The following is a 21457-nucleotide window of genomic DNA, read 5'->3' on the forward strand; positions in this document are numbered from 1 at the left end:
GCGGAACAGGGGCGAAGATGAACGGCATGGCTGTTCGACTGTGGGGCGTGCTGGCCTCCCTCGTTGTGGTGTTCGCCTGCACGCTGGCGCTGATGCCGGCGCCACCGGCGGGCGCGGCGCCCGGCATGGATCCAGCGGCACTTGCTGCCGATCTGGTGGCTGCCGACCAGGCGTTACGGAACACCTCGTCGCCCGAGCAGGTGCTGGCCGCCGCGGCGCGCCGCCAGCAGGTCGCCTACCGGACGCTGGGCGCCCACCCCGAGTGGGACGCCATCGTGCGCCCGCGGATCCCAGCGGCGCTGCTCGCGGTCTATGACCGCAACATCGACGCGCGCCGCGCACTGATGGCACTCACCGATCCGAAAGACACCCTGCCGCCCTGGCGGGTGGTGCCCCCGGTTCCAGGCAACGAGTTGATGGCCAGTTACCTCGCGGCCGAGGCCGCCTCCGGAGTTCCCTGGAACTATCTGGCGGCGATCAACTTCGTGGAGACCGGCTTCGGCCGCATCAACGGGGTCAGCGATGACGCCGCCCAAGGCCCTATGCAGTTCCTGCCGTCGACATTCGCGGCCTACGGCAACGGAGGCGACATCCACTCGCCGCGCGATGCGATCATGGCGGCCGGGCGGCTCTTGGCCGCCAACGGGTTTGCGACCAATCGCGACAAGGCGATCTGGGGTTACAACCATTCGGACTACTACGTGCGGGCGGTCAACGACTACGCCGCGGTCATGGGCGGCGACCCGGCGGGGTTCCCGAGCTACTACCGCTGGGACACCTACTACCGCACCACCGCCGGTGACCTGCTGCTGCCGATCGGGTATGTGTCGTCGTCCCGGATTCCGGTGGCGGAGTATCTGGCCGCGCACCCGCAATGACACCTAGCCCCGTTGGGCCCGCCATTTCTCCAGCGCCCGTCGATCCCGTTTGGTGGGCCGGCCGGCGCCGCGATCCCGGGTCGCGATCGGGGCGGCCGCCTGCGGTGGGGCCGGCGGGGTTCGGTCCAGATAGCAGGTGATGGCGTCGGCAGCACCCACCCGCTTCTGAATGACTCGCAGCACCTCGACCACTCGGGTGCGATCGCCGACCAGGGCACTGACCAGGTCACCGGGTGCGACGGTGGTCGCCGGCTTGGCCGGACGATTGTTGACCCGCACATGGCCGCCGCGACACGCGGCTGCGGCATCCGGCCGGGTCTTGGTGATCCGCACCGCCCACAGCCACCGATCCACCCGGGTCGATTCCACGACGGCCCCAGATCAGCGCGAGGCGTTGAGGATCTTGATCGCGAAGACGAGCGTGTCGCCCGGCAGAATGCCGGCGGCCGGCTGGCCTTGGGGATAGCCGTCTGCGGGGATCATCGCCACCGCCACCGTGGAGCCGATCTTCTGGCCCGCGATGGCCTTCTGGAATCCCGGAACCACCCGGTCCAGCCCGAAGTCGACGGGCTGGCCGCGCTCGTAGCTGCTGTCGAACACCGAGCCGTCGCGCCCGTTGACACCCATGTAGCAGACCGAGACCGTTGCGTGGTCTCCGACGACGCGGCCGTCTCCGGCGTGCAGGGTGTGCACTTCGGTCTTGGTCACCGTGAACGGCTCGGTGACGACGACGCTCGGTGCGGCGGAGCTGGTGGAGCCGGTCACCGCGACACTGCCGGTGGCACCCTTGAGCGTCCATTCGGCCGAAACACCGTCCGCCGGTGGTGCGGTGGGGCAGGCGGTGACCGAATCGCCGGCCGGTGGCAGGAACAGGTCGGTGACCGACGACGTCTTCGATGACGCGGTGCTGTCCGAACCGCCACAGCCGGCCAGGGGCGCGGCCAACGCGGCGACACCTGCGGTGAGAGCGACGAACCGAGGAATACGCGAATTCACCAGGGTCACGCTACAGCCCGCCGCCGCGCGGTGGCTCCGGCGGCGCTAGCCGGCGACCTTGACCACGAGCTTGCCGACGTTCTTGCCGTCAAACAGCATGTTGATGGCGGTCGGGAGCTGCTCGAAGCCCTCCACGACCGTCTCCAGCGGGGTGAGCTTGCCGGCGGAGATCAGCTCGGAGATCTCCCTATTGGCTTCGGCGGCCTGAAGGAAGTGGTCGAGCACGATGAAGCCCTTCAGGGTGGCGCGCTGAATCAGCAGGTTTCCGAACGCGCGCGGGCCCGGCGGCGGGTTGGTCTCGTTGTAGCCCGAGATCAGGCCGCACAGCGCAATACGTGCACCGACGTTCACGCGCGCAAAGATCGCATCCATGATGTCGCCGCCGACGTTCTCGAAGTCCACGTCGATGCCGTTGGGGGTGGCAGCGGCCAGTTGGCGGGCCCAGTCTTCGGCGCGGTAGTCCACCGCGGCGTCGAATCCGAGCCGATCGGTCAACAGCGCGCACTTCTGTGGACCGCCCGCGATCCCGACGACCCGTGCGCCGCTGGCCTTGGCGAGCTGGCCGGCGACCGAGCCGACCGCGCCGGCGGCGGCCGAGACGACCACCGTCTCGCCCGGCTGGGGCTTGCCGATGTCGCGGATCCCGACCCAGGCGGTGAGCCCGGTCATGCCCAGGGCGCCCAGATAGGCACTCGGTGAGACGCCGTCGGCGACATCGACCGGGAACAGCGGCATCGAGTCGGAGACGACGACATACTCCTGCCAGCCGGTCAGGCCCTGCACGGTCTGGCCGACCGGATAGTTCGGGTTATTCGACTCGACGACCACGCCGAGGCCCGCCGCTCGCATCACCTCGCCGATGCCCACGGGCGGCAGGTAGGACGGGGTCTCGTTGATCCACATCCGGTTGGTCGGGTCCAGCGAGATCCAGTCCACGCGCACCAAGGCTTCGCCGTCGCCGATCTGCGGGACCGCCTGCTCGCTGAGCTCGAAGGTGTCCGGGCCAATGCGGCCGGCGGGACGTTCGCGGAGCAGGAAGCTACGGTTGCGATCGGTCATGTGCGCACGGTACCGGATGAGGCTGGCACCGGGGATCAGCCTGAGGCGCCCAGGATCTTGATCGCGAAGATCAGGGTGTCGCCCTGCCGAATTCCCGCACTGGGCTGGCCGTCGGGATAGCCGTCCGCGGACGTCATCGCCACGGCGACGGTGGATCCGACGGTCTGGCCGGCGATCGCCTTCTGGAATCCCGGTATGACCCCGTCAAGCGGGAAGTCCACCGGGGCGCCGGTGCGATAGCTGCTGTCGAACACCGACCCGTCACGTCCGTTGACACCCAGGTAGCAGACGGAGACCTTGGCCGTCGCCGGAACCACGGGGCCGCTGCCGGCCTGCAGGGTGTGCACCTGAGTCGACGTCAACGTGAACGGGGCCGAGACCTCCACCCGGGGCGCGGCCGTCTCGGTGGATCCGGTGACCGCCACGCTGCCGGTCTCTCCGGTCAGCGTCCACTCCGGCGTGCCGCCGACCGCGGCGGCGGTGGGGCAGGAGTCGGCGGCTGCGGCCGGTCCTGCTCCGGCAAGGGGCAGGGCGAGGGCCGCGGCACTGGCCGCAAGGACGACGAAAGAACTCAACCGGGTGGGCTTCACGCCCGTCACGTTACAGGTCACCGGCCGCGGTGTTGCCGCCCACGACAAGGCCTGGATAGCCCGGTCAGCGGCGCGCGAACCGCGTAGGCTCGCCCGGTGCAGGTTGACGTGATGACCATTCCGCAGCAGCTGGGAAGGGTCGGGGAACTGGCTCGCAGCACTGCGGCGGCGGGCTTTTCCGGACTGCTCTTCACCGAGGCCGGGCGCACCGCGTATCTCAACGCCGCCATTGCATCTCAGGCGGCGCCCGGTCTGGACCTGTCGACCGGGGTCGCGGTTGCCTTTCCGCGGAGCCCGTTCGTCACCGCGGCCACGGCATGGGAACTGCAAGAGGCCACCGGTGGCAGATTCCGGCTCGGACTCGGCACCCAGGTTCGCACTCATGTGGTGCGCCGCTACGGGGCCGAATTCGATCACCCCGGCCCACGGTTGCGCGACTACGTGCTTGCGGTGAAGACCTGCTTCACCGCTTTCCGGACCGGAAAGCTGGACTACCACGGGGACTTCTACACGCTGGATTTCATCACCCCGCAGTGGAGCGCCGGACCGATCGACGCCCCTGATCCCAAAGTCGATGTCGCGGCGGTGAATCCGTGGATGCTGCGGATGGCCGGAGAAGTGGCCGACGGCGTGCATGTGCATCCGCTCGGTGAGCCCGGCTACCTCTCCCGCCACGTGGTTCCGAAGGTGGCCGAAGGAGCCGAGAAGGCCGGGCGTGCAGCCTCGGAGATCGCCGTGATCGTGCCCGCGATGACGATCGTCGGGGACAGCGACGCGGAGCGACACAAGGAGCGGGAGTTCGTCCGGGCCAGCTTGAGCTTCTACGGCAGTACGCCGAACTACGCCTTCATCTGGGACGAGGCGGGTTTCGAGGGCACCACCGCCCGCATCCGGGAGCGGCAGAAGGCCGGCGATATGGCCGGGATGGCCGCGCAGATCACCGATGAGCATCTCGCCCACTTCGCCACCGAATCGACGTGGGACGAGTTGGCGGACAAGCTGATGGACAAGTACCAGGGAGTGGCGACGCGCCTGGTTCTCTACAACGCGCTGGGCGACCCCGAGCGATTCGTGAAATACGGCGAGGTCGCCCGGAGGATTTCGGGCCGGCAGCACGTCGTCGCGGCGCAGTGAGGTCGGTGCCGTGCTGATCGGGGTGGCTGCAGCGCTGTTGGCCTGCTTCGGCTATGGGGTGGCCTCGGTCCTGCAGGCCTACGGCGCGCGCAGTTCTGCCGCCGCCGACCAGGTCGGCCCGCAGCCGGCCAACGCTGACGGCCGACCGACCCTGCGCTCGACCGCGAACGCAATGCTGACCACGGCGTTCATCGCCGGAATGGTTCTGGATGTCATCGGCTTCGCCGGAAGCGTCGTCTCCGCCCGGCTCATCCCGCTGTTTCTGTCGCAGACCATCATCAGCGCCAACCTGGTCGTCACCGCCGTGCTGGGCATCTGGGTGCTCGGCATTCGGCTGCACCGCCGCGACTGGGCGGCCATCGCCACGGTGGTCGTGTCCCTGTGTGTGCTGGGGCTGACCGCCGGGCGCGCCGGACCGGGAGACGCGGCCCGCGGGCTGCACCTGGCACTGCTGGTGGCCGCGATGGCGGCCTTCGCGATCGGGATCGTGCTCATTCGCCTACTGGGGGCGCGGGCTGCTGTCGCGGCCGGCTTGGTCTCCGGGGTTCTCTACGGTCTCCTGGCGATCGCGGTCCGGGTGGTCGGCGGGGTCGACCCGCTTCGGGTCGAGATTCTCCTGCGGGATCCGGCATCCTGGGCGATCGTGCTGACCGGGTTCGGTGGCTTCTACTTATTCACGGTCGCGCTGCAGCTGGGTTCGGTCAACGGCGCCGTTGCCGCACTTGTTGTGGGGGAGACGGTGCTGCCCGGGATCGTGGGCGTGGCACTGCTGGGAGACAGCACCGCTCCCGGGCTGGGCTGGCTGGTGGCCCTGGGATTCTGCACGGCGGTGGGCGGTGCGGTGGCCGTCGCGGTATTCGGCGCTGCCGGTCACGCGGCCACTACCGACCCGGCCTCACCTCATCCGGCCCTGAATCACTAGGACGAGGCGGTCTGCCAGGGCTGCTCGTTGCGGCGCTGCCGCTGTCGCTCGTTCGCCTTGTCCTTGGCCCAGAAGTCCTCGAAGCTCTCGCCGGGGTGGACGTTGGGCATGCGGTTCATCAGGTTGGTCAACATGCGCGGTGGTCGCTCCGGTTCCCACTGCGGGATGACGGTGCTCAGTGCGGCCATGGTCTTGAGCACGACGAACACCGTGAACAGTGCGCTGGGCGCATCGGTGGCGGCGATACCGACGAATCCGAGCAGCAACGTCATGTGCACGACCATGACTCGGCCCAGCCCGACGTTTGCGGTGACTTCGATTTCCCGGAAGGACCATTGCCGCAGGGTGCTCAGATCAGTGAGGAACTCGAGCGTCAGGAAGGCGAACACCCCCAGGCAGCCCCAGCCGACACTGCGCCAGTTGAGGTCGATCAGCGCGAGTTCGGGCGCACGGTTGTAGGTGAGCAGCGCCAGAATGGCGGCAAGAAAGACGCCGTGGGCCGCGCAGAACACCAGGCTGATGAGGGCGAAACCGCTCAAGAACGTCGCATTGCGGGCGTCGCCGGCCCCGGACCCCTGGTAGCGGAAATGGCCGTACTTGGGGTTCAGGCGTTGGTGGATGGCGATGCGGGCGATCACGTAGAGGCACATCGCCACGTTCTCGAACCAATACACCACCACAGTCGTTGCGCCGGACCAATGCTGACCGAACCAGCCGAAGGCCGGCACAGCGATCACCCCCAGGGCGGCGAACACGTGCACGGGCGACAGTCGCCGTCGTCGCGCGTCCGGCTCCGCGTCGGGCTGGTGGCTCATTGCATGATCATGTCCTGTCGGGGTCCTTCGACGGGAGAGGTTCACCAACCTCCGGCCCGCGAGCGTGCCTCGTCCAGCACGGTCTCGATCTGCTCCCACGTGCTGCGAATGATCTCGGCGACCGGCAAGAGGTCCACGATCCGGGAGGACACCTGGCCGGTGTTGGCGACGCTGGCCTCCATGTCGCCGCCGAAGTAGAGCTCGGTGATCTTTCCCAGCAGCCGCGAGTCCGGTTCGTGTGCCGCGACGCGGGCGGCCAACCCGGTCCGCAGAACCCGCATGGTGGGGTTGCCCGGAACATCGAGCAGCACCGTGCCGGAGTCGCCGGCGGCCACGATCGCGTCCTTGAAATTGGCGTGGACCGCGGATTCACGACTGGCCAACATGCGGGTGCCCATCTGCACACCCTCGGCACCCAGGACCAGGGATGCCGCGGCCGAACGCGCGTCGCAGATGCCGCCCGCCGCGATGATCGGCAGGTCGACGTTCTCGGCGACCAGGGGCAATAACACCATGGTGGAGGCCCCGAGCAGGGACTTGAAGCCGCCACCTTCCACACCCTCGACCACCAGCGCGTCGACGCCGGCGTCGGCGGCCTTGTGAGCACCCTTGAGTGAGCCGACGACATGCACCACCGTCATACCGGCGTCGTGCAGCGCGGCGGTGAACAGCGCCGGATCCCCCGCGGAGGTGAAGACGTGGCGCACACCGGCTTCGGCGAGCGTGTCGACGATCGAAGGGTCCTTCTTCCACCCCTGGATCATCAGGTTCGCCGCGACCGGCTTGTCGGTCAGTTGGCGCACCCGCCGCAGATCGGCCCGCCCCTCCGGAGTGAGCGTTTCGATCACGCCGAGTCCGCCTGCCTCCGAGACCGCAGCGGCGAGCTCGGCGCGAGCGATGTAGGTCATGGGGGCCTGGATAACGGGATAGGCGACCCCGAGCAGGGCTTGAATGCGGTTGGCCACGGCCTATTGAAGCACTCAGGCGGGCCGGGTCACGGGGCGCTCACGGGGTGCACTGCCCTCCAGCAGGACGCGGGCGACCAGCTCAGGATCGTCGGCCATCGGTACGTGGCCGCACCCGTGCAGCCGCAGGTGGCGGGCCTGGGGGAGTCGACGCTTGGCGATCCGTGCTTGGTAGGGCAACAGGATGCGGTCGCGGGCAGCCCAGGCGACGGTCACCGGGATGTCGGCCGGGATCTCACGGTCGAACACCTCAGCGGCCGGAAAGATCTTCTTCATGGCCGGAATGGCCCGGCGCATCCCGTTGAGGTCGCCCACGAACTCCTCGGCGGGGATCCGCTCGGGGTGCGCTGACACGACCCCGCCCATCAGCCGTCGCCCCCGGGGTGAGCGGGCCAGCTTCGGCACGGCGGGTGCCATGAGGCGGGCACCGGTGGTCAGCAAGCCGAAGATCATGCGGATGTAGGCGAAGTCGATCGCGTTGTGCCAGTAGGCGGCGGGCGAGAGCACCGTGGCGCTGGAGACCAAGCTGTCGGCGGCGGCCTCCATCGCGATGCGACCGCCCAGCGAGTTGCCGGCAATGTGCGGCCGATCCAGTCCCAACTGGTCCAAGAGCCCGACCAGCTCGTCGCGCAGGGTTCCCTGTACGTCGCCGTCACGGACCACGAAGTCGTGGGACTCGCCGTGCCCGGGCAGGTCGAACAGGACCACCGTGCGATGGTCGGTCAGGTGGTCCAGCACCGGGTACCACGCCTGCCTACGGTGGGTGATGCCGTGGACCAGCACCAAGGGTTCACCGGTTCCATGGACCTCGTACTTCAGCATGTCGGTGCTCCTTGTCACGAAAGGCGGCTACGCCTTGGGGCAACGGTAGCGCTGGTGGGCCCGTGGTGGGGACCTCGGGGTGAACCGGCCACTGCCCCCTCGACACGTCACATGACGGTTTCAGTTGGACAAAAGTCCTGCAGGCGGGCCCGCAGCGTGAGCCGATTGAGATCGCGGGGTTTTAGGGTTGGCAGCTATGGCCACCTTCTACCGTCGCGTGAAACGCTGGTGCACAGCGCTTCACGTCGCCGTGGCGGCGGCGATGGTCCTCATCCTCGGATTCGCCACCACCGCGGTGGTCCACGCTGCCGCGGCCACCGCGACGTTGTCGGTGACCTCGACATGGCAGACCGGCTTCATCGCCCGCTTCACCATCACCAACTGGAGCGCGGTGCCGATGACCGATTGGCGGCTCGAATTCGACCTTCCGGCAAATGAATCCATCTCGCACGCGTGGAGCAGCAGCGTCGGCCGATCGGGCACGCACTACGTTCTCGCCCCGGTGAATTGGAACCGCATCATCGCGCCGGGTGGCACGGCCACGGGTGGCTTTCGGGGAGTGCTGTCCGGGACGTATTCACCGCCGGTGAACTGCATGCTCAACAGGCAGTTTCTCTGCATCTGAGGGCGCCGGCCGCTCCGATCAGTTTTGCTCGGCCGCGTAACGCAGCAAGACCGTGCCGCCGGGGAAGGTGCGGTTCTCCACCAGTCGCAGTGAGATCCACGACGGAAGCGTCGGCCAGAACGGGGTGCCACCTCCCACCACGGTGGGCGCGATCACGAGCCGGTATTCGTCCACCAGGCCGGCCCGCACGATCGGTGCAGCCAAGGTCGCTCCGGCCACCTCCAGATTCCCTTCGGTTTCGGCCTTCAGTCGTCTCACCACCTCGACGGGGTCGCCGCGCTCCAGTCGGGAGTTCCAGCCGACCGACTCCAGGGTCTGTGAGAACACCACCTTGGGCATGGCCCGCCAGATGCGGGCGAAGTCCACGATCATGGGTGCAGCGTCCGGGTCCTCGTCGGCAGTCGGCCAATATGCCGACATCAGTTCGTAGAGCCGCCGCCCGTAGAACGACAGCGCGGTCTGCCGCTCGAAATCGTTCCAGTACTGGTGCAGTTCGTCGCTCGGTTCGCTCCAGTCGATGCTGCCTTGTGCGTCGGCGATGTAGCCGTCGGTCGATACGGTAAAGCCATAGATGAGCTTGCCCATACCGCCCAGTCTGCCCTGGCTGGACTGAGGGCCTCAGCTGCGTGCGGCGGCCACCAGGACTTCCAGTGCGGCGACGCGCTCTTCGACGGAGCCCGACACCTTCGCAAGCAGGGTGCCGACGCCGGCATCGCGATACGCGCGGACCCGCTGGGCGATCCGCTCGCGATCGCCGATGATGTTGGTGAGCCCGCCCAGCTCCAGTGGGACCGCGGCGCGGGCGGCCTCCTTATCGCCGCGCTGCCATAGGCGAGCCACCTCGTCGATCTGTTCGCTGAAACCGAGGCGGCCGAAGGCCTGGTTATAGAAGTTCTCCTTGCCGGCGCCCATCGCGCCGATGGTGAAGGCGTAGCCGGCGGCGTGCTCGCGAATGAGCCCGTCGGTGCGGGCCTGATCCTCGGTGACTTCCAGTGCGACCGGTGCCACCAGGTCCAGCGCCATCAGGTCGCGGCCTGCGCGTGCGGCGCCCTCGGCCAGTGGCTGGATGAAGACGTCGGACAGCTCGGGGATGAAGGCATTGCCGAGCCAGCCATCGGCAAGTTCGCCGGTCAGGCGCAGGTTGGCCGGACCCATGGCGGCGACGTAGATGGGCAGCTCTGCCGGGAGCAGCGCCGGAACCAGCGCGGCGCCGCGACTGTCCGGCAGCGGCAGGCGGTATTGCGTGCCCGAATACTGCAGTCGCTCACCGCGGGCAACCATCCGCACGATGTCGATGGTCTCCCGCGTTCGCTGCACCGGGTGCTCGAACTTCACGCCGTGCCAGCCCTCCATGACGCGGGGGCCCGAGACACCGATCCCCAAGGTGAAGCGGCCGCCCGACAGCTGCTGCAGACTCAGGGCCGATCCGGCCAGCATGGCCGGTGTGCGCGAGCCCAGCTGCACGACGAACGTTCCCAACCCGATAGAGGTGGTGCGGGCCGCCAGATAGGACAGGCCGGTCAGGGCGTCGTAGCCCCAGATCTCCGGCGCCCACAGGGAGTCAACGCCGAGGTGTTCTGCGGCCTGTGCGAACTCGACGGCGTCGGGCTCCTGCGGCTGGACAGCGACTCCGACTCGCATTCTTGCCCCTTCCTATGGCGGTGGCCCTACAGTATGTTCTGAAACATAGTTTTGGGAAGGGAACGCCGATGCGCTACCGGGATACGCCGATCGTTCAGGAGTCCGTGGTGATCGCCGCCGACCCGCAGCGAGTCTGGGAGCTCGTCACCGATGTGACTCTGCCGGCGCGATTCTCGCCCGAGCTGGCCGCCGTGGAGTGGATCGAGGGTGACGCGGTCGCGTTGGGGAACCGATTCCGTGGCCGCAATACGCACGCTGCACTAGGCGAGTGGAGCACCGAGTCGGTGATCGTGGAGGTCGAGGAGGGCCGCCGCTGGGTCTGGGATGTGGCCGGCGCCGAGGGCCAGCCGACCGCTTCTTGGGGCTTTGAGGTCGAGCCCGTCCGCGACGGCACCCTGGTGCGGCAGTGGGGCCGGATGGGGCCGGGCCGTTCGGGTTTGAGCTTCGCCATCGACCGGATGCCGGAGAAGGAAGGCCGGATCATCGACAATCGGCTGGCCGAATGGCGCGAGGGCCTCAAGGCGAACCTGCGTGGGATCGCCGAATTGTGCGGCAGCGATACCGAATCGGGCGCCGCGGGTTAGGACCTTTTCGGATGCCGCCGCGGGGAGAGACACGGCGTCGCATGTTGGATGCGGCGATCGTGGTGATGCGCGAGCGCGGCGCTGCGGGGCTTTCCATCGACGAAGTGCTGGCCCGCAGCGGGTGCCCGCGCGGTTCGGTCTATCACCACTTTCCGGGCGGACGGGCCGAGCTGCAGCGGCGAACGCTCGAATATGCGGGGGAGTCCTACGCCGGAATGATCCAGCGCGCTGCCGCTAAGGGCGGATCTGGGGCCGTGATCGCGCGCGCGATCACGTTCTGGACCACGGTGCTGACCGAGAGCGATTTCCGGGCCGGTTGTCCGGTGGCGGCTGCGGCCGTGAATCCCGCTGTGGGAGAAGAGGAATTGGCCAGCCGTGCCGCCGAGATCTATCTGGTGTGGCGCGACGCCGTCGCCGCCGCCTACGTGGCCGAGGGCGCCACTGCTGAGCGAGCCGAAGTGCTGGCCAACACGGCCTTGTCCACTCTGCACGGCGCGATCACCCTGTGCCGGATCACGCGCAGCCTGGCGCCGCTGGAATCCGTGGCGGAATCGCTTCCATCGCTCGCGAACTGATGGCAGTGTTATGAGGTACCGGAACCCGATCCGTTGCGCAGGGGGGAGCAGCAACCATGAAGATGCGGGCGGCGCTCATGTACGGATATCACCAGCCGTTTCGTCTGGAGGAAGTCCCGGTACCGGACCCGGGGCCTGACGAGGCTCTTGTGAAGGTCGCCGCATGCGGAATGTGCCGCAGCGACTATCAGCTGATCGACGAGTACTTTGCCGCTGCCGCGCCGATGGAGTTCCCGGCCATACCCGGTCACGAGGTCGCCGGCCACGTCGCTGGGCTGGGCTCTGCCGTACCCAACTCGGCAGGTCTGTCCGAGGGCGATCTGGTTGTGGTCAATCCAGGGTGGGGGGATGGAACCTGTCGGCACTGTCGTAACGGTAATGAGCAGTTGTGCAACGGAACCGGTGGATGGATCGGCTTCGGGCCGCCGGGCGGCTTCGCCGAATATGTTGCGGTGCCCTACCGTCGCCTCCTTGCGGTGCCGGCGGCCGAAGGCCAGAAACCAGAGAATCGCGCTCCGCTGACCGATGCCGGGCTCACACCATTTCGGGGAATGAAGAAGCTGCGGGATGCCGACAAGCTCGGGCCCGGCCGGACCGTGGTCGTCGCCGGAATCGGTGGGCTCGGCGGCTACGGGGTGCAATATGCCAAGTTGCTTGGCGGAGGTGCCACGGTGGTGGCCTTCTCCCGCACCGACGACAAGCTTGCGGTAGCTAGGGCAAACGGTGCGGATCACACCATCAACACCCGGGACATGGGAAGCGCCGAAGTTCAGGATCAGCTCGAAAGCCTCACGGGCCGCCGCACGGTGGATGCGGTCCTCGACTGCGTCGGCTCGCCGGAATCCATCGCACTGAACTTCGCCATCCTCGAACCAGAGGGAGCGATCGCATCGGTGGGCCTCATGGGCACCAAGGTGGAAGTCCCGCTGGACGCCATTGTCGGTACGGAGCTGACCTACTTCGGGTCGTTCTGGGGGAACTACAACGACTTGACCGAAGTCCTGGCGCTCGCCGCTGCGGGCCAGATCAAGCACACCATCACCACCGTCGCGCTCGACGACATCAATGACAGGCTTGAGGCGCTGGGGCGTGGCGACGTGGTCGGACGCCAAGTCGTTGTCTTCGAGTGACGCGCTGGATGGCATCACGACGCCGACGTACAAGCCTGGCGTCGGCTAGTTGGTGGTCGGCGGTGCTTGCGGCTGGAACGGCTCGTACCACCACCAGTTCGCACGTTCGCCGGTAGGCCCGGGGCAGGGCGGGACCGCTGGTGGTGGAGTGCTCGGGGGCCGGGCTAACGATCCCGGAGAGAGTTGCCGGCCGTCGCGATCTGTTACCACCAGGTTGTCGGCGGGGCCGGTGATGGTGATAACGCCTCGGTGGTGCAAACGGTGGTGATACGGGCAGAGCAGTACCAGATTGGCCAGCTCGGTGGCGCCGCCGTCTTCCCAATGCCTGATGTGGTGGGCGTGCAGACCGCGGGTGGAAGCGCAGCCGGGAACGGCGCAGGTGGGGTGTCGGTGTTCGAGGGCGCGTCGGAGCCGGCGGCTGATTGTGCGGGTTGAGCGACCGGAGCCGATCACTTCGCCCTCGCGCTCAAACCACACTTCGCAGGTGGCGTCGCACAGCAGATACCGCCGCTCGGAATCCGAAAGCAGGGGACCCAGGTGCAGGGCGGCAACCTGCTGCTTGACGTCCACGTGCATCACCACCGTGGTGCGTTGCCCGTGGGGGCGACGCTGCGCCTCGACATCCCACCCGGTCTCGACCAGCCGCATGAATGCATCGACATTCGTTGGGATCGGGGGCTGTTGATCGGCCCCCGTGCCGCCGGCCTCGCGGTCACGCTTCCACTCGGTCAGCAGTGCGTCATGATGCGAGTGCAGCGCGGCCTCGAACTTCGCCGACTCTGTGTGCGGCAAGGCGATTCGCCAGAAGTCGAACTCGGCGTCGGACGTCTTAGTGATCGACGCCCGCGGTTCGGGCAGGGGATCCGGATCCGGACGCGGCTCCAACTTGACCGCGGTGCGCAGTTGCGTGACGGTAGCGACGCCGGCCAGCTGCGCGTAGTGCTCATCAGATCCCGGGCCCGCCCGGTGTGCGATCACGCCAATCTGGTCCAGTGACAATCGGCCCTCCCGCATACCTTCGGCGCAGCGCGGAAACTCCGTAAGCCGATGCGCCACAGCGGCGATCGTGGCGGCGTTGTTCGGTGCCGAGCCGGTCTTCCAGGCCAGCAGCGCCGCAACGGAGCGTGCCCCGGTAATGCCCCACAACTCGTCACGTTCGATCTCCGCGGCGATCTCGACGATCCGCCCATCGATCGCGTTGCGCTGACCGGTCAGCTCGGCCAGCTCGTCGAAGAGCACCTCAAGCCGCACTGCGGCGTGCGGTTCCGCGGTGGCCGTCGGTGCAGTGGGGGACATGACATCAGCATTGCAGGGGGGTACGACAAGTTTGGGCACGAAGCGCGCGCGGGGCGCTCACCCGTTGTCTCGCCACCTCAATACCTGCTTCAGCGAGGTGAGGTCGTAGCCGTCATCGGACGTGAGCTCGGTCTGAAACAGCGTGACGCCCGCCTCGCGGAAGGCGTCGGCACTGGGGGCGTCCACCCAGAGCGTTGAGCGTTCGATATCCGAGCCGCGGCGGCCGAACGAGGCTGCAAGTTCGTCGACGAGGTCGCTGGACCCGCGGTACGCCTCGACGTCCTGGAAGGCGTGCCAGATGTCGGCGTGGCGGGCAATGGCAGGAAGTGCGCGCTTAGGGCCAGTGCCGCCGATGAGGATCGGCAGTTTGCGCACGGGTGGGGGAACCAGTGCGGCGAGGCGCTTCTCGATACGGATCAGACTCTCGTCGAACAGATCGAATCGCGAGCCTGCGGTGCCGAATTCGTAACCGTAGGTGGTGTAGTCCTTTTCGTACCATCCAGCGCCCAGACCGAGAATCAGCCGTCCGCCGCTGATGTGGTCGACGGTGCGAGCCATGTCGGCCAGCAAGTCTGCGTTGCGGTAGCCGACGCCGGTGACGAGCAGGCCGATCTCGGCGTGTGAGGTGATCTCACCCCACGACGCGAGTGCGGTCCAGCCCTCGAAGTTGGCGACGTCAGGTTGGTCTTCTGCGAGCACGGGCTTGCCATCCACGATGGCCTCCATCGCCGGGCGATGGAAGTGGTCGTAGCCGAAGATGACGTCGACACCAAGGTCGTCGGCGGCCAGTACGGCGTCGCGCCACGTGCGATAGTCGGGCGTGCCACCGGGCTGAATCTGAACGGCGACGCGTAGGGGACGGGCCATAGCTGCTCCTGAGCCGTTGAAGGGGCGACTCTTGAGCCAAGTGCTGCGGGCGCGGGTTTATTCCGGGTCGGCAAGGGGGAGAGGCTCTGAGTGCTTCTTCACATCAACGTCTCGGGCGTGAAGGTGACGTCGACTCCTCCCACGGTCATCGTCACCTCGCCTTCCATCACCATCACCTGGGCCGAGATCCGGCGATCGACAGTCTGGGCCAGCTGCTGCACCGGTGCGTGCGGTATCTGCACCACCGACAGGTTCGGCAGGCCTGCCACTTTGGGGCCGACGGTGCGCCACCAAGTGGCCGCGCCGGCGGCGAAGGGGAACAGCAGAACCTGGTCGGACTGCCCGGCCGCCTTGCCCAGGGCTCGCTCGTCGGGCTGGCCGACGGTGATCCACTCCAGGGTCCGGCCGGTGTAGTCAGCCAGGCGCAGGTCCGGCACGCCAGGGGTGGACAGGCCCGCCCCGAACGCCAACTCACCGTCGACGTCGGCGAGTCGGTGTGCGCGCAGCCCAAAGGCCAGCAGCCGCACCACCATCCGCTCATCGTTCTCGCTGGGGTGACGGGCCACGGTCAGCGCATGATCGGCGTAGTAACCATGATCGACATCGGAGACGCCGAGTTCTACTTTGAATACGGTTGCAGAAAGGGCCACGTCATAGTGTCCACCCAGGCGCTGTCGCCAGGGCAGTCGGGCCGCTGTGAGCGCTCAGGTCAGCGGCGTGAATGCCTCGGCCAACGCCCGGTAGGTGTCGAGACGCCCCGGACCACGCGGCATCCCGAAGTCGGGGACGATCACCTCGTCAACGCCCTCGTCGCGCCAGGTTGCCGCGGCTTCGGCGATGCGCTCCGGCGGCCCATAGACCACCGGTTGCGGTGAAAATTCGGCGGCGGACTTCGCCTGGGCCTCGGATTCGGGTGAGTCAGTGACGATCACCAGGGCCTGAGTGGAGCGCCACACCGTGGCTGGGTCGCGGTCCACCTTCTCGCACGCCGCGTCCAGCGCCGACGATCGCTCGCCGAACCCGCCCGGCGCCGACCACTGGTTCCATTCGTGGGCGTGCCGCGCCACCAGCCGCAACATCCGCGGACCCGTCCCGCCGACCAACAACGGCAGCGGCGACTGCACCGGCTTCGGCTCGCACAACGCGTCGGTCAGTTGGTAATAGTGCCCTTCGAACGTCGTCGTCTCGTTCGTCAGCAGCCCCGTGATGACGGCGAGCCCCTCGGCGAAGCGGTCCACCCGCTCCTTGGGCTCACCCAGGGCCAACCCGTACTGCTCGTGTTCGGTGTCTTGCCAGCCGGCGCCGAGCCCCAGGGTGAAACGGCCCTTGCTGATCTGATCGACCGTCACCGCGAGGTTGGCGAGCACTGCCGGGTGCCGGAACGTCATCGACAGCACCAGGTTGGCCAGCCGGATGTGCGATGTGCCGGTGGCCAGTGCTGCCATGACGGCGGTGGCCTCCAGCCAGTCGCTCGTCCGGCCGGGCTTGTCGCCGGGGGACATGAAGTGATCGGCAACGTAGAGGGTGTGCCAGAACCCGTCGTCGGCGAACTGTGCCAGTTCGAGGACCTCGTCCCACGGTTGAGTCGTTGACGGCCACACGGAGAATCGCACACGGCTAGTCTAGGGATCGCCGGGGCAGGGGGCGAGCCCTCATCAATTGCTGAAGGCCGCTCCCACGAAGGACGAAATTCGCCGGCGGGCGTTCTTCGACTCGGACGTGGGTAAAAGGACGAAACCGTGGAATCCGCCCGTCACCTCGACGAGTGTCACGTCTACAGCGGCGGAGCGCATCAGTGCCGAGACAGTGCGGGAGTCATCGAGTAGACAGTCGTGGGTGCCGACGACGATCAACGTGGGGGGAAAGTCGGTAAATGAACCGTAGAGCGGCGATAGCAGAGGCGTCTTCAGGTCAAGGTCACCGGCATAGGCCAGCGCACTACGCGAAAGACCCTGGCGGGACAGCACATCTCGGTGTTCGTTCGAAATGAAGCTGTCGGAGCTGTTGGTCAGGTCAGCCCACGGGAACAGCGTCACCAGAGCCCGCGGAGCAGCTCCGCCGTGGTCGAGGATTCGTCGTACCAGCGACAGGGCCAGTCCACCTCCGGCGGATTCCCCGACGATGACAGTAGGGCGGTCGCGAGCCACCTCCGAATAGACCGCCCACACGTCATCGAGGGCTGCGGGGAAGGGATGCTCCGGCGCAAGTCGGTAATCGACACTCACCAGTTCGGCACCGTGGGATTGGGCCAGCCGACTGTGGGCACGGGCCGCCAGGGAACTACCGGCAACGAATGCACCGCCGTGTACGTGGAAGATCAGCCCAGCGCCCGCCCGGGCTGGGCGGAACCAGCGAACGGGCACCCCGGCCACCGAGTCGGTGGACTCCTGGACTCCGCGCACCGTCCGCTGGAGCGACTCCATCGACTGGGTGATCGTGCGTGTTCTGCGCACGTCGTGAGTGCCGCCTGTGCGCGATGCCGCCAACACTATGAGCTTCTGCAGAGCCCTCAGGCTTCGGCTCGGACGGCGAGAATTGGCTCCAGGCATAGGCTTTCCTTTTCATCGACACAGACGGGCCCATCACGCCGCTCGTATCAACAGCGTCAGCCCCACGGCAAGCAGGATCACCGCAAGGATGCCGGCATGGTGTCGCTCCAGTACGAGCTTGAACCGTCCTAGGGGCTCGTTCATGCGTTCGCGCCAGATGGCGTAGCTCAACACAGGCAGCATCACTGTCACGCTGGCCAGCAGCGCGAAACCAGTGACATCACCCCACTGCTCCAGGCTGGTCTGCGTGGTGGCACCGATGCTGAAACCTGCTGCAGCGCAAACAGAGAGCACCTTGGGATTCGCGGCAGCCAGTACCGGTGCGGCTGCCAGTGCCCGCAGCGCCGTGACGGAGTCCAGCGCCCGCAGCCATGTCGGTGAACGTTCACCGCGTCCGCGGCGCATCCAGACGACGACGCCGGCGAAGATCAGGAGCACTGCCAGCAGCATCGTTGCGGGCCGGATCCATTCTGGCGGCGGACCACCGATATCAGGGAATTGCCCGGCGATTCCGGCGAAAAGCAGAGTCGTGGCCGCCACGGAGAGAATCCAGCCGATGGCGAACGCCCATCCGGCCGCCAGTGGGCGGGGCGTGTGCAGCATCAGGATCGCTGGAATCACCGAGGCCGGCGACACCGCGATGACCAGCGCCAAGGACGCCAGCTCCACCTGCATCGCGCACCCAGGCTCTCTCGTAGGCGACTAAAGTAATGAGGCCTCATTATATACTGCTGGTAGGAAATTGCGTACCATCAGGCAATGCCCTCGGCGTCGGACCCCGTTCGGGAACAAGCGCGCAAACGCGGCCGCAACAGTAGCGGGGAAGCGACGCGTCTCAAGCTCATCACCGTGGCGGAGTCGATGTTCGCCGACCGGGGGATCGCAGCCGTGAGCCTCAATGAAATCAGGCTCGCCGCAGGGCAAAGCAACGCTGCGGTGGTCAACTACCACTTCGGCTCCAAAGAGGACCTGATCAAGGCCATTCTCGAAGATCGTCTCGAACGAATCGATGAAGACCGGGGACGGATCCTTGACGAGGCGGTGTCGGGGGATCACCCGATAGAGCTCAGAGTCCTGCTTGCGGCCTTGATTCTCCCTCAGGTGAGCAGCGCTGAGCGGGGGGAGCGGCATGTCGAGCTGGTAGCTCAGCTGCTCTTCCACGGATATGGAGAACCAGGTGGGCACGCCTGGATCTTGGCTGATCCTTCGTTGACCAAGCACGGGCAGACTCTCAATAAGTTGATCTGGGAGCATCTTTCGCATCTCCCTGAATCTGTCGCCACGGCAAGGCTTCGCTTCGTCTACATCAGTTCCCTGAATGCGGTGGCTGACCACCAGAGACAACGGGCGACCACAACCGACGCGCCGCCCACGGCGCTGTTCGTCTCCGACCTTATCGATTCGTTGGCTGCGATCATTCGTGCGCCGGCCTCATCGGAGACTCTGGAGGCGTCGCGCCCGTGACGAGTCAATCAGTCCGACTTGAGTGCGGCCTTGAGCAGTTCCTGACTAGGTAGCGATTCCAGGTCGGATTCCACTGTTACCGAATGCAATCTGCCGTTCCATGGAAATGGTGATCGATAGTCGTCGCACACCGGTAGGCCGCGGTCTCGCCCCAGGAGCAAGGATGTCCCGCCGTGCTGCCAGACATGGGGCAGCGTCACCGGAGCCACCGCAGAGCCGACAACGGTGTTGTCGATCACCGCTTCCACTCGGGTGGCGCCGTCGAGACGGTGTAACCGACATCCCGCGCTGCGACGTCCTTGTGCCAGCGGCCGATCGGCTTGGACCCGGATGTTGCCGCCCGGGGCTGCGATGGCAATGTGCAGCTGGGAATCGATCACGTATGCCGCCAGTCCGCCGGTCCAGTTGCCGATCGCGAACAGCACGCCATTGGCTTCCTCGCCGGGAACATCGACGTCAGCGCACAACCTGCTGTACAGCAGGGGCAGTGCTTCATCGGCGACCGGCCCTCCGCAGGGTCGTACCACCACGCGCTGCCCGGGCGGGAATTCGGGCCACACCATCTCGGCTGCCCGCGCCACCAACGAGTCGGTCAGTGGAAGCACGTCATAGCGGGCGGCCTCGGCTTCCCACAGGGCGGTCAAGCGCGACGCCACGTCCGGGTGGTTCTCCGACAGGTCGTGGGCTTCGGAGAAGTCGTCGGCCCGAAACAACGACCATCGATCAGCCGCGAAGTCTCGGCTTCCTTCCAGCAGAACCTCCTCGTCCATCACGCCTTGGGCCACGTGATCGGTGGTGGCCTTCCAGCCGTCGGCAATGATGGAGCGGGAACCGACGACTTCGAAGTACTGGGTGGATCGCGGTGCGGGGGCGGCGGCGTCCGTGAATGTCGACAACAGACTTGCCCCGTGGACCACATTTGCGGTGGAGTCGGGGGAGCCGCCCGGAAGTCGAATCCCGCACGCCTCCAACACTGTTGGCATGATATCGATCGCGTGTGCGAACTGTGAGCGGACAGCGCCGCCGTCCTGGACGCCACGCGGCCAGTGAACGACCAGCGGTACCCGTGTACCGCCCAGCCACGCGTACCGTTTCCACAGGCGGAAAGGTGTATTGCCGGCCCAGGCCCAGCCCCACGCGTAGTGCGGATATCCCGCCGTACCACCCCAATCCGGTAGCTGATCGAGGTTGTCTGTCGCAGACTCGGGCACCCGATGGGTGAACCGGTGTTCGTTGCTGGTTCCCGACACACCCCCTTCTGCGCTGGCCCCATTGTCAGACATGACGAGAACGATGGTGTTGTCCAGGACATCGAGATCTTCGAGCGTGCGGATCAATCGATCGATCTGGCTGTCGGTATGACTGAGAAAGCCCGCGTACACCTCGTGCATCCGCGCGTACACGGCGCGTTCTTCGTCGGTGAGGGTGCTCCAGGGCGGAACCCATGCGGGCCGTTCGGTGAGGGTGGTGCCCGCGGGTACCACACCCTCGGCGATCTGCCGCGCAAAGACGGCGTCACGCCAAGCGTCCCAGCCGATGTCGAACTGGCCCGCGTAGGCGTCAGCCCAGGCTTTGTGGACATGGTGCGGTGAGTGCATGGCCCCCGTTGCAAAGTAGAGGAAGAACGGTTTGCCCGGTGCTGCTTGCTGCTGGCCGACGACCATCTTGATGGCCTCATCCGTCAGATCCTCGGTCAAGTGGTAGCCCGCTGGGCGCGTATCTGGTCCGTCGACGTACGTGTTGTCGCGTACCAGCTGCGGGTCCCAGTGATTGGCGTCGCCGAGCAGAAAGCCGTAGTAGCGCTCGAATCCGAGCCCCAACGGCCAGCGAGTGAATGGACCGGCGCTCGTCCGTTCACCGCGAGGCGCCAGATGCCACTTGCCGACGGCCATGGTGCTCCAGCCGGCATCTCGCAGTATGCGCGGCAGCGTCGGCGCAGAGGCCGGGATCTTCCCGGTATAGCCCGGGTGGGCAGTCGGGATATCGGCAAGGAAGCCCATTCCCACCGAATGGTGGTTCCTGCCGGTGAGCAACGAGGCGCGTGTCGGTGAACACAGTCCCGTTACGTGAAAGCGGCTGTACTTGAGCCCATTGCGGGCGAGGCGATCAATGGCCGGGGTCTGAATGTCCGATCCGTAACAGCCGAACTGGGCGTAGCCGAGGTCGTCCAGCACGATCATGACCACGTTAGGTGCTCCCGCACGCGCGGCCGCATCGAATGCACCCATGCCCAACTCCTCAGCTCACCTAGCTAGATTAATGAGGCCTCATTAGTATCACAACGGCGGCCGAGGTTCAGGTCGAGTGGAGCGCAAGTCAGGGGAGAGCTGCGGCGCCGACGTTTGCGGCATTCACGCGATGCTGCTGAAAATCGCCGCAACCAGCCCGCCCAGGATCAACACGCCAACCATGACCGCGGCGTAGATCGTCTGGCGGCGTCGCTGCCGTCGTGCGCTGTCGATCACCACAGCGATGCTGACGAGGATCAACGGTCGTGTCCTGAAACCGGTGTAAATGGGGCCGGGCGTAGGTTCTGCTTCGAGAC

24 protein-coding genes and 1 pseudogene are annotated in these 21457 nt (G+C 66.8%); 8 read left to right on the forward strand and 17 right to left on the reverse strand.

What is annotated here, in order from left to right; genetic code table 11:
• Nucleotides 1-26: 26 nt before the first annotated feature.
• Nucleotides 27-878: a lytic transglycosylase domain-containing protein gene (locus BST15_RS05725; RefSeq protein WP_046190249.1), complete on the forward strand. Its 852-nt coding sequence runs from the start codon at nucleotides 27-29 to the stop codon at nucleotides 876-878.
• 3 nt (nucleotides 879-881) lie between these two features.
• On the opposite strand, the gene BST15_RS05730 is transcribed toward BST15_RS05725, so the two are convergent.
• The 4 genes from BST15_RS05730 to BST15_RS05745 are packed head-to-tail and all read right to left on the reverse strand — an operon-like array spanning nucleotide 882 to nucleotide 3523.
• Nucleotides 882-1247 (reverse strand): RNA-binding S4 domain-containing protein, encoded by a 366-nt coding sequence (locus BST15_RS05730; protein ID WP_046190227.1) that lies wholly within the window; start codon nucleotides 1245-1247, stop codon nucleotides 882-884.
• A 12-nt stretch (nucleotides 1248-1259) separates the two neighbouring features.
• Nucleotides 1260-1883: an FKBP-type peptidyl-prolyl cis-trans isomerase gene (locus tag BST15_RS05735; RefSeq protein ID WP_046190228.1), complete on the reverse strand. Its 624-nt coding sequence runs from the start codon at nucleotides 1881-1883 to the stop codon at nucleotides 1260-1262.
• A gap of 36 nt (nucleotides 1884-1919) precedes the next feature.
• Nucleotides 1920-2933 carry an NADP-dependent oxidoreductase gene (locus tag BST15_RS05740; protein ID WP_046190229.1) on the reverse strand — a complete coding sequence of 338 codons (1014 nt, stop codon included), beginning with the start codon at nucleotides 2931-2933 and terminating at the stop codon, nucleotides 1920-1922.
• A gap of 35 nt (nucleotides 2934-2968) precedes the next feature.
• The gene (locus BST15_RS05745) at nucleotides 2969-3523 is read right to left on the reverse strand and encodes an FKBP-type peptidyl-prolyl cis-trans isomerase (RefSeq protein WP_109370753.1); all 555 of its coding nucleotides are present in this window, start codon (nucleotides 3521-3523) and stop codon (nucleotides 2969-2971) included.
• 96 nt (nucleotides 3524-3619) lie between these two features.
• On the opposite strand from BST15_RS05745, the gene BST15_RS05750 reads away from it, so the two are divergent.
• Together BST15_RS05750 and BST15_RS05755 are read left to right on the forward strand one after the other, a co-directional pair.
• Complete coding sequence (locus BST15_RS05750; protein ID WP_046190231.1) at nucleotides 3620-4657, forward strand: TIGR03617 family F420-dependent LLM class oxidoreductase; 1038 nt, start codon at nucleotides 3620-3622, stop codon at nucleotides 4655-4657.
• 10 nt (nucleotides 4658-4667) lie between these two features.
• The gene (locus BST15_RS05755; protein ID WP_046190232.1) at nucleotides 4668-5579 is read left to right on the forward strand and encodes a hypothetical protein; all 912 of its coding nucleotides are present in this window, start codon (nucleotides 4668-4670) and stop codon (nucleotides 5577-5579) included.
• Here BST15_RS05755 and BST15_RS05760 read toward each other — a convergent pair.
• Genes BST15_RS05760 through BST15_RS05770 form a run of 3 tightly spaced genes read right to left on the reverse strand, consistent with a single transcriptional unit; the run spans nucleotide 5576 to nucleotide 8181 of the window.
• Nucleotides 5576-6394 carry a DUF6498-containing protein gene (locus BST15_RS05760; RefSeq protein WP_046190233.1) on the reverse strand — a complete coding sequence of 273 codons (819 nt, stop codon included), beginning with the start codon at nucleotides 6392-6394 and terminating at the stop codon, nucleotides 5576-5578. The genes BST15_RS05755 and BST15_RS05760 overlap by 4 nt on opposite strands.
• Before the next feature lie 41 nt (nucleotides 6395-6435).
• Nucleotides 6436-7359, reverse strand: a complete 924-nt coding sequence (locus tag BST15_RS05765) for an NAD(P)H-dependent flavin oxidoreductase (protein WP_046190234.1) — start codon at nucleotides 7357-7359, stop codon at nucleotides 6436-6438.
• Between the two features lie 15 nt (nucleotides 7360-7374).
• Nucleotides 7375-8181, reverse strand: coding sequence for an alpha/beta fold hydrolase (locus BST15_RS05770; protein ID WP_046190235.1), 807 nt, complete (start codon nucleotides 8179-8181; stop codon nucleotides 7375-7377).
• A gap of 196 nt (nucleotides 8182-8377) precedes the next feature.
• Between BST15_RS05770 and BST15_RS05775 the strand changes: the two genes are divergently transcribed.
• Entirely contained in the window at nucleotides 8378-8806 is a 429-nt protein-coding gene (locus tag BST15_RS05775; RefSeq protein WP_046190236.1) for a cellulose-binding domain-containing protein, read from the forward strand.
• Nucleotides 8807-8824: 18 nt separating this feature from the next.
• On the opposite strand, the gene BST15_RS05780 is transcribed toward BST15_RS05775, so the two are convergent.
• Nucleotides 8825-9391 carry a dihydrofolate reductase family protein gene (locus BST15_RS05780; protein ID WP_046190237.1) on the reverse strand — a complete coding sequence of 189 codons (567 nt, stop codon included), beginning with the start codon at nucleotides 9389-9391 and terminating at the stop codon, nucleotides 8825-8827.
• 33 nt (nucleotides 9392-9424) lie between these two features.
• Nucleotides 9425-10447, reverse strand: coding sequence for an LLM class flavin-dependent oxidoreductase (locus tag BST15_RS05785; RefSeq protein ID WP_046190238.1), 1023 nt, complete (start codon nucleotides 10445-10447; stop codon nucleotides 9425-9427).
• A gap of 68 nt (nucleotides 10448-10515) precedes the next feature.
• On the opposite strand from BST15_RS05785, the gene BST15_RS05790 reads away from it, so the two are divergent.
• The 3 genes from BST15_RS05790 to BST15_RS05800 are packed head-to-tail and all read left to right on the forward strand — an operon-like array spanning nucleotide 10516 to nucleotide 12736.
• The gene (locus BST15_RS05790; RefSeq protein WP_046190239.1) at nucleotides 10516-11031 is read left to right on the forward strand and encodes an SRPBCC family protein; all 516 of its coding nucleotides are present in this window, start codon (nucleotides 10516-10518) and stop codon (nucleotides 11029-11031) included.
• An 11-nt stretch (nucleotides 11032-11042) separates the two neighbouring features.
• The gene (locus BST15_RS05795; RefSeq protein ID WP_052751407.1) at nucleotides 11043-11606 is read left to right on the forward strand and encodes a TetR/AcrR family transcriptional regulator; all 564 of its coding nucleotides are present in this window, start codon (nucleotides 11043-11045) and stop codon (nucleotides 11604-11606) included.
• Nucleotides 11607-11662: 56 nt separating this feature from the next.
• Nucleotides 11663-12736, forward strand: a complete 1074-nt coding sequence (locus BST15_RS05800; RefSeq protein ID WP_083070848.1) for an NAD(P)-dependent alcohol dehydrogenase — start codon at nucleotides 11663-11665, stop codon at nucleotides 12734-12736.
• A gap of 45 nt (nucleotides 12737-12781) precedes the next feature.
• Here the strand turns inward: BST15_RS05800 and BST15_RS05805 are convergent, their stop codons facing one another.
• The 6 genes from BST15_RS05805 to BST15_RS05830 all read right to left on the reverse strand — a co-directional run bounded on the left by BST15_RS05805 (nucleotide 12782) and on the right by BST15_RS05830 (nucleotide 18123).
• Nucleotides 12782-14032, reverse strand: a complete 1251-nt coding sequence (locus tag BST15_RS05805; RefSeq protein WP_046190241.1) for an HNH endonuclease signature motif containing protein — start codon at nucleotides 14030-14032, stop codon at nucleotides 12782-12784.
• Nucleotides 14033-14089: 57 nt separating this feature from the next.
• Nucleotides 14090-14899: an LLM class F420-dependent oxidoreductase gene (locus tag BST15_RS05810; protein ID WP_046190242.1), complete on the reverse strand. Its 810-nt coding sequence runs from the start codon at nucleotides 14897-14899 to the stop codon at nucleotides 14090-14092.
• A gap of 98 nt (nucleotides 14900-14997) precedes the next feature.
• Nucleotides 14998-15549, reverse strand: a complete 552-nt coding sequence (locus BST15_RS05815) for a YaeQ family protein (RefSeq protein ID WP_046190243.1) — start codon at nucleotides 15547-15549, stop codon at nucleotides 14998-15000.
• Between the two features lie 54 nt (nucleotides 15550-15603).
• On the reverse strand, nucleotides 15604-16512 hold the full coding sequence (locus BST15_RS05820) for an LLM class flavin-dependent oxidoreductase (protein WP_046190244.1): 909 nt from the start codon (nucleotides 16510-16512) through the stop codon (nucleotides 15604-15606).
• Between the two features lie 42 nt (nucleotides 16513-16554).
• Nucleotides 16555-17322: an alpha/beta hydrolase gene (locus tag BST15_RS05825; RefSeq protein WP_052751406.1), complete on the reverse strand. Its 768-nt coding sequence runs from the start codon at nucleotides 17320-17322 to the stop codon at nucleotides 16555-16557.
• A 159-nt stretch (nucleotides 17323-17481) separates the two neighbouring features.
• On the reverse strand, nucleotides 17482-18123 hold the full coding sequence (locus BST15_RS05830; protein ID WP_046190245.1) for a GAP family protein: 642 nt from the start codon (nucleotides 18121-18123) through the stop codon (nucleotides 17482-17484).
• 84 nt (nucleotides 18124-18207) lie between these two features.
• On the opposite strand from BST15_RS05830, the gene BST15_RS05835 reads away from it, so the two are divergent.
• Nucleotides 18208-18912 carry a TetR/AcrR family transcriptional regulator gene (locus BST15_RS05835; RefSeq protein WP_046190246.1) on the forward strand — a complete coding sequence of 235 codons (705 nt, stop codon included), beginning with the start codon at nucleotides 18208-18210 and terminating at the stop codon, nucleotides 18910-18912.
• An 8-nt stretch (nucleotides 18913-18920) separates the two neighbouring features.
• On the opposite strand, the gene BST15_RS05840 is transcribed toward BST15_RS05835, so the two are convergent.
• Nucleotides 18921-21140, reverse strand: coding sequence for an arylsulfatase (locus BST15_RS05840; RefSeq protein WP_046190247.1), 2220 nt, complete (start codon nucleotides 21138-21140; stop codon nucleotides 18921-18923).
• 123 nt (nucleotides 21141-21263) lie between these two features.
• Nucleotides 21264-21457, reverse strand: a pseudogene (locus BST15_RS21220) (hypothetical protein); the annotation flags it as partial.

The sequence above is a fragment of the Mycolicibacter arupensis genome (assembly GCF_002086515.1).
Lineage (GTDB): Bacteria > Actinomycetota > Actinomycetes > Mycobacteriales > Mycobacteriaceae > Mycobacterium > Mycobacterium arupense.

What these genes read in the sequence shown, in the direction of transcription:
- BST15_RS05810 (WP_046190242.1), bottom strand. Translation starts at nt 14,899, where the DNA reads ATGGCCCGTCCCCTACGCGTCGCCGTTCAGATTCAGCCCGGTGGCACG.
- BST15_RS05725 (WP_046190249.1), top strand. Translation starts at nt 27, where the DNA reads ATGGCTGTTCGACTGTGGGGCGTGCTGGCCTCCCTCGTTGTGGTGTTC.
- BST15_RS05740 (WP_046190229.1), bottom strand. Translation starts at nt 2,933, where the DNA reads ATGACCGATCGCAACCGTAGCTTCCTGCTCCGCGAACGTCCCGCCGGC.
- BST15_RS05760 (WP_046190233.1), bottom strand. Translation starts at nt 6,394, where the DNA reads ATGAGCCACCAGCCCGACGCGGAGCCGGACGCGCGACGACGGCGACTG.
- BST15_RS05770 (WP_046190235.1), bottom strand. Translation starts at nt 8,181, where the DNA reads ATGCTGAAGTACGAGGTCCATGGAACCGGTGAACCCTTGGTGCTGGTC.
- BST15_RS05835 (WP_046190246.1), top strand. Translation starts at nt 18,208, where the DNA reads ATGCCCTCGGCGTCGGACCCCGTTCGGGAACAAGCGCGCAAACGCGGC.
- BST15_RS05840 (WP_046190247.1), bottom strand. Translation starts at nt 21,140, where the DNA reads ATGGGTGCATTCGATGCGGCCGCGCGTGCGGGAGCACCTAACGTGGTC.
- BST15_RS05830 (WP_046190245.1), bottom strand. Translation starts at nt 18,123, where the DNA reads ATGCAGGTGGAGCTGGCGTCCTTGGCGCTGGTCATCGCGGTGTCGCCG.
- BST15_RS05795 (WP_052751407.1), top strand. Translation starts at nt 11,043, where the DNA reads ATGCCGCCGCGGGGAGAGACACGGCGTCGCATGTTGGATGCGGCGATC.
- BST15_RS05785 (WP_046190238.1), bottom strand. Translation starts at nt 10,447, where the DNA reads ATGCGAGTCGGAGTCGCTGTCCAGCCGCAGGAGCCCGACGCCGTCGAG.
- BST15_RS05825 (WP_052751406.1), bottom strand. Translation starts at nt 17,322, where the DNA reads ATGGAGTCGCTCCAGCGGACGGTGCGCGGAGTCCAGGAGTCCACCGAC.
- BST15_RS05805 (WP_046190241.1), bottom strand. Translation starts at nt 14,032, where the DNA reads ATGTCCCCCACTGCACCGACGGCCACCGCGGAACCGCACGCCGCAGTG.
- BST15_RS05800 (WP_083070848.1), top strand. Translation starts at nt 11,663, where the DNA reads ATGAAGATGCGGGCGGCGCTCATGTACGGATATCACCAGCCGTTTCGT.
- BST15_RS05775 (WP_046190236.1), top strand. Translation starts at nt 8,378, where the DNA reads ATGGCCACCTTCTACCGTCGCGTGAAACGCTGGTGCACAGCGCTTCAC.
- BST15_RS05790 (WP_046190239.1), top strand. Translation starts at nt 10,516, where the DNA reads ATGCGCTACCGGGATACGCCGATCGTTCAGGAGTCCGTGGTGATCGCC.
- BST15_RS05780 (WP_046190237.1), bottom strand. Translation starts at nt 9,391, where the DNA reads ATGGGCAAGCTCATCTATGGCTTTACCGTATCGACCGACGGCTACATC.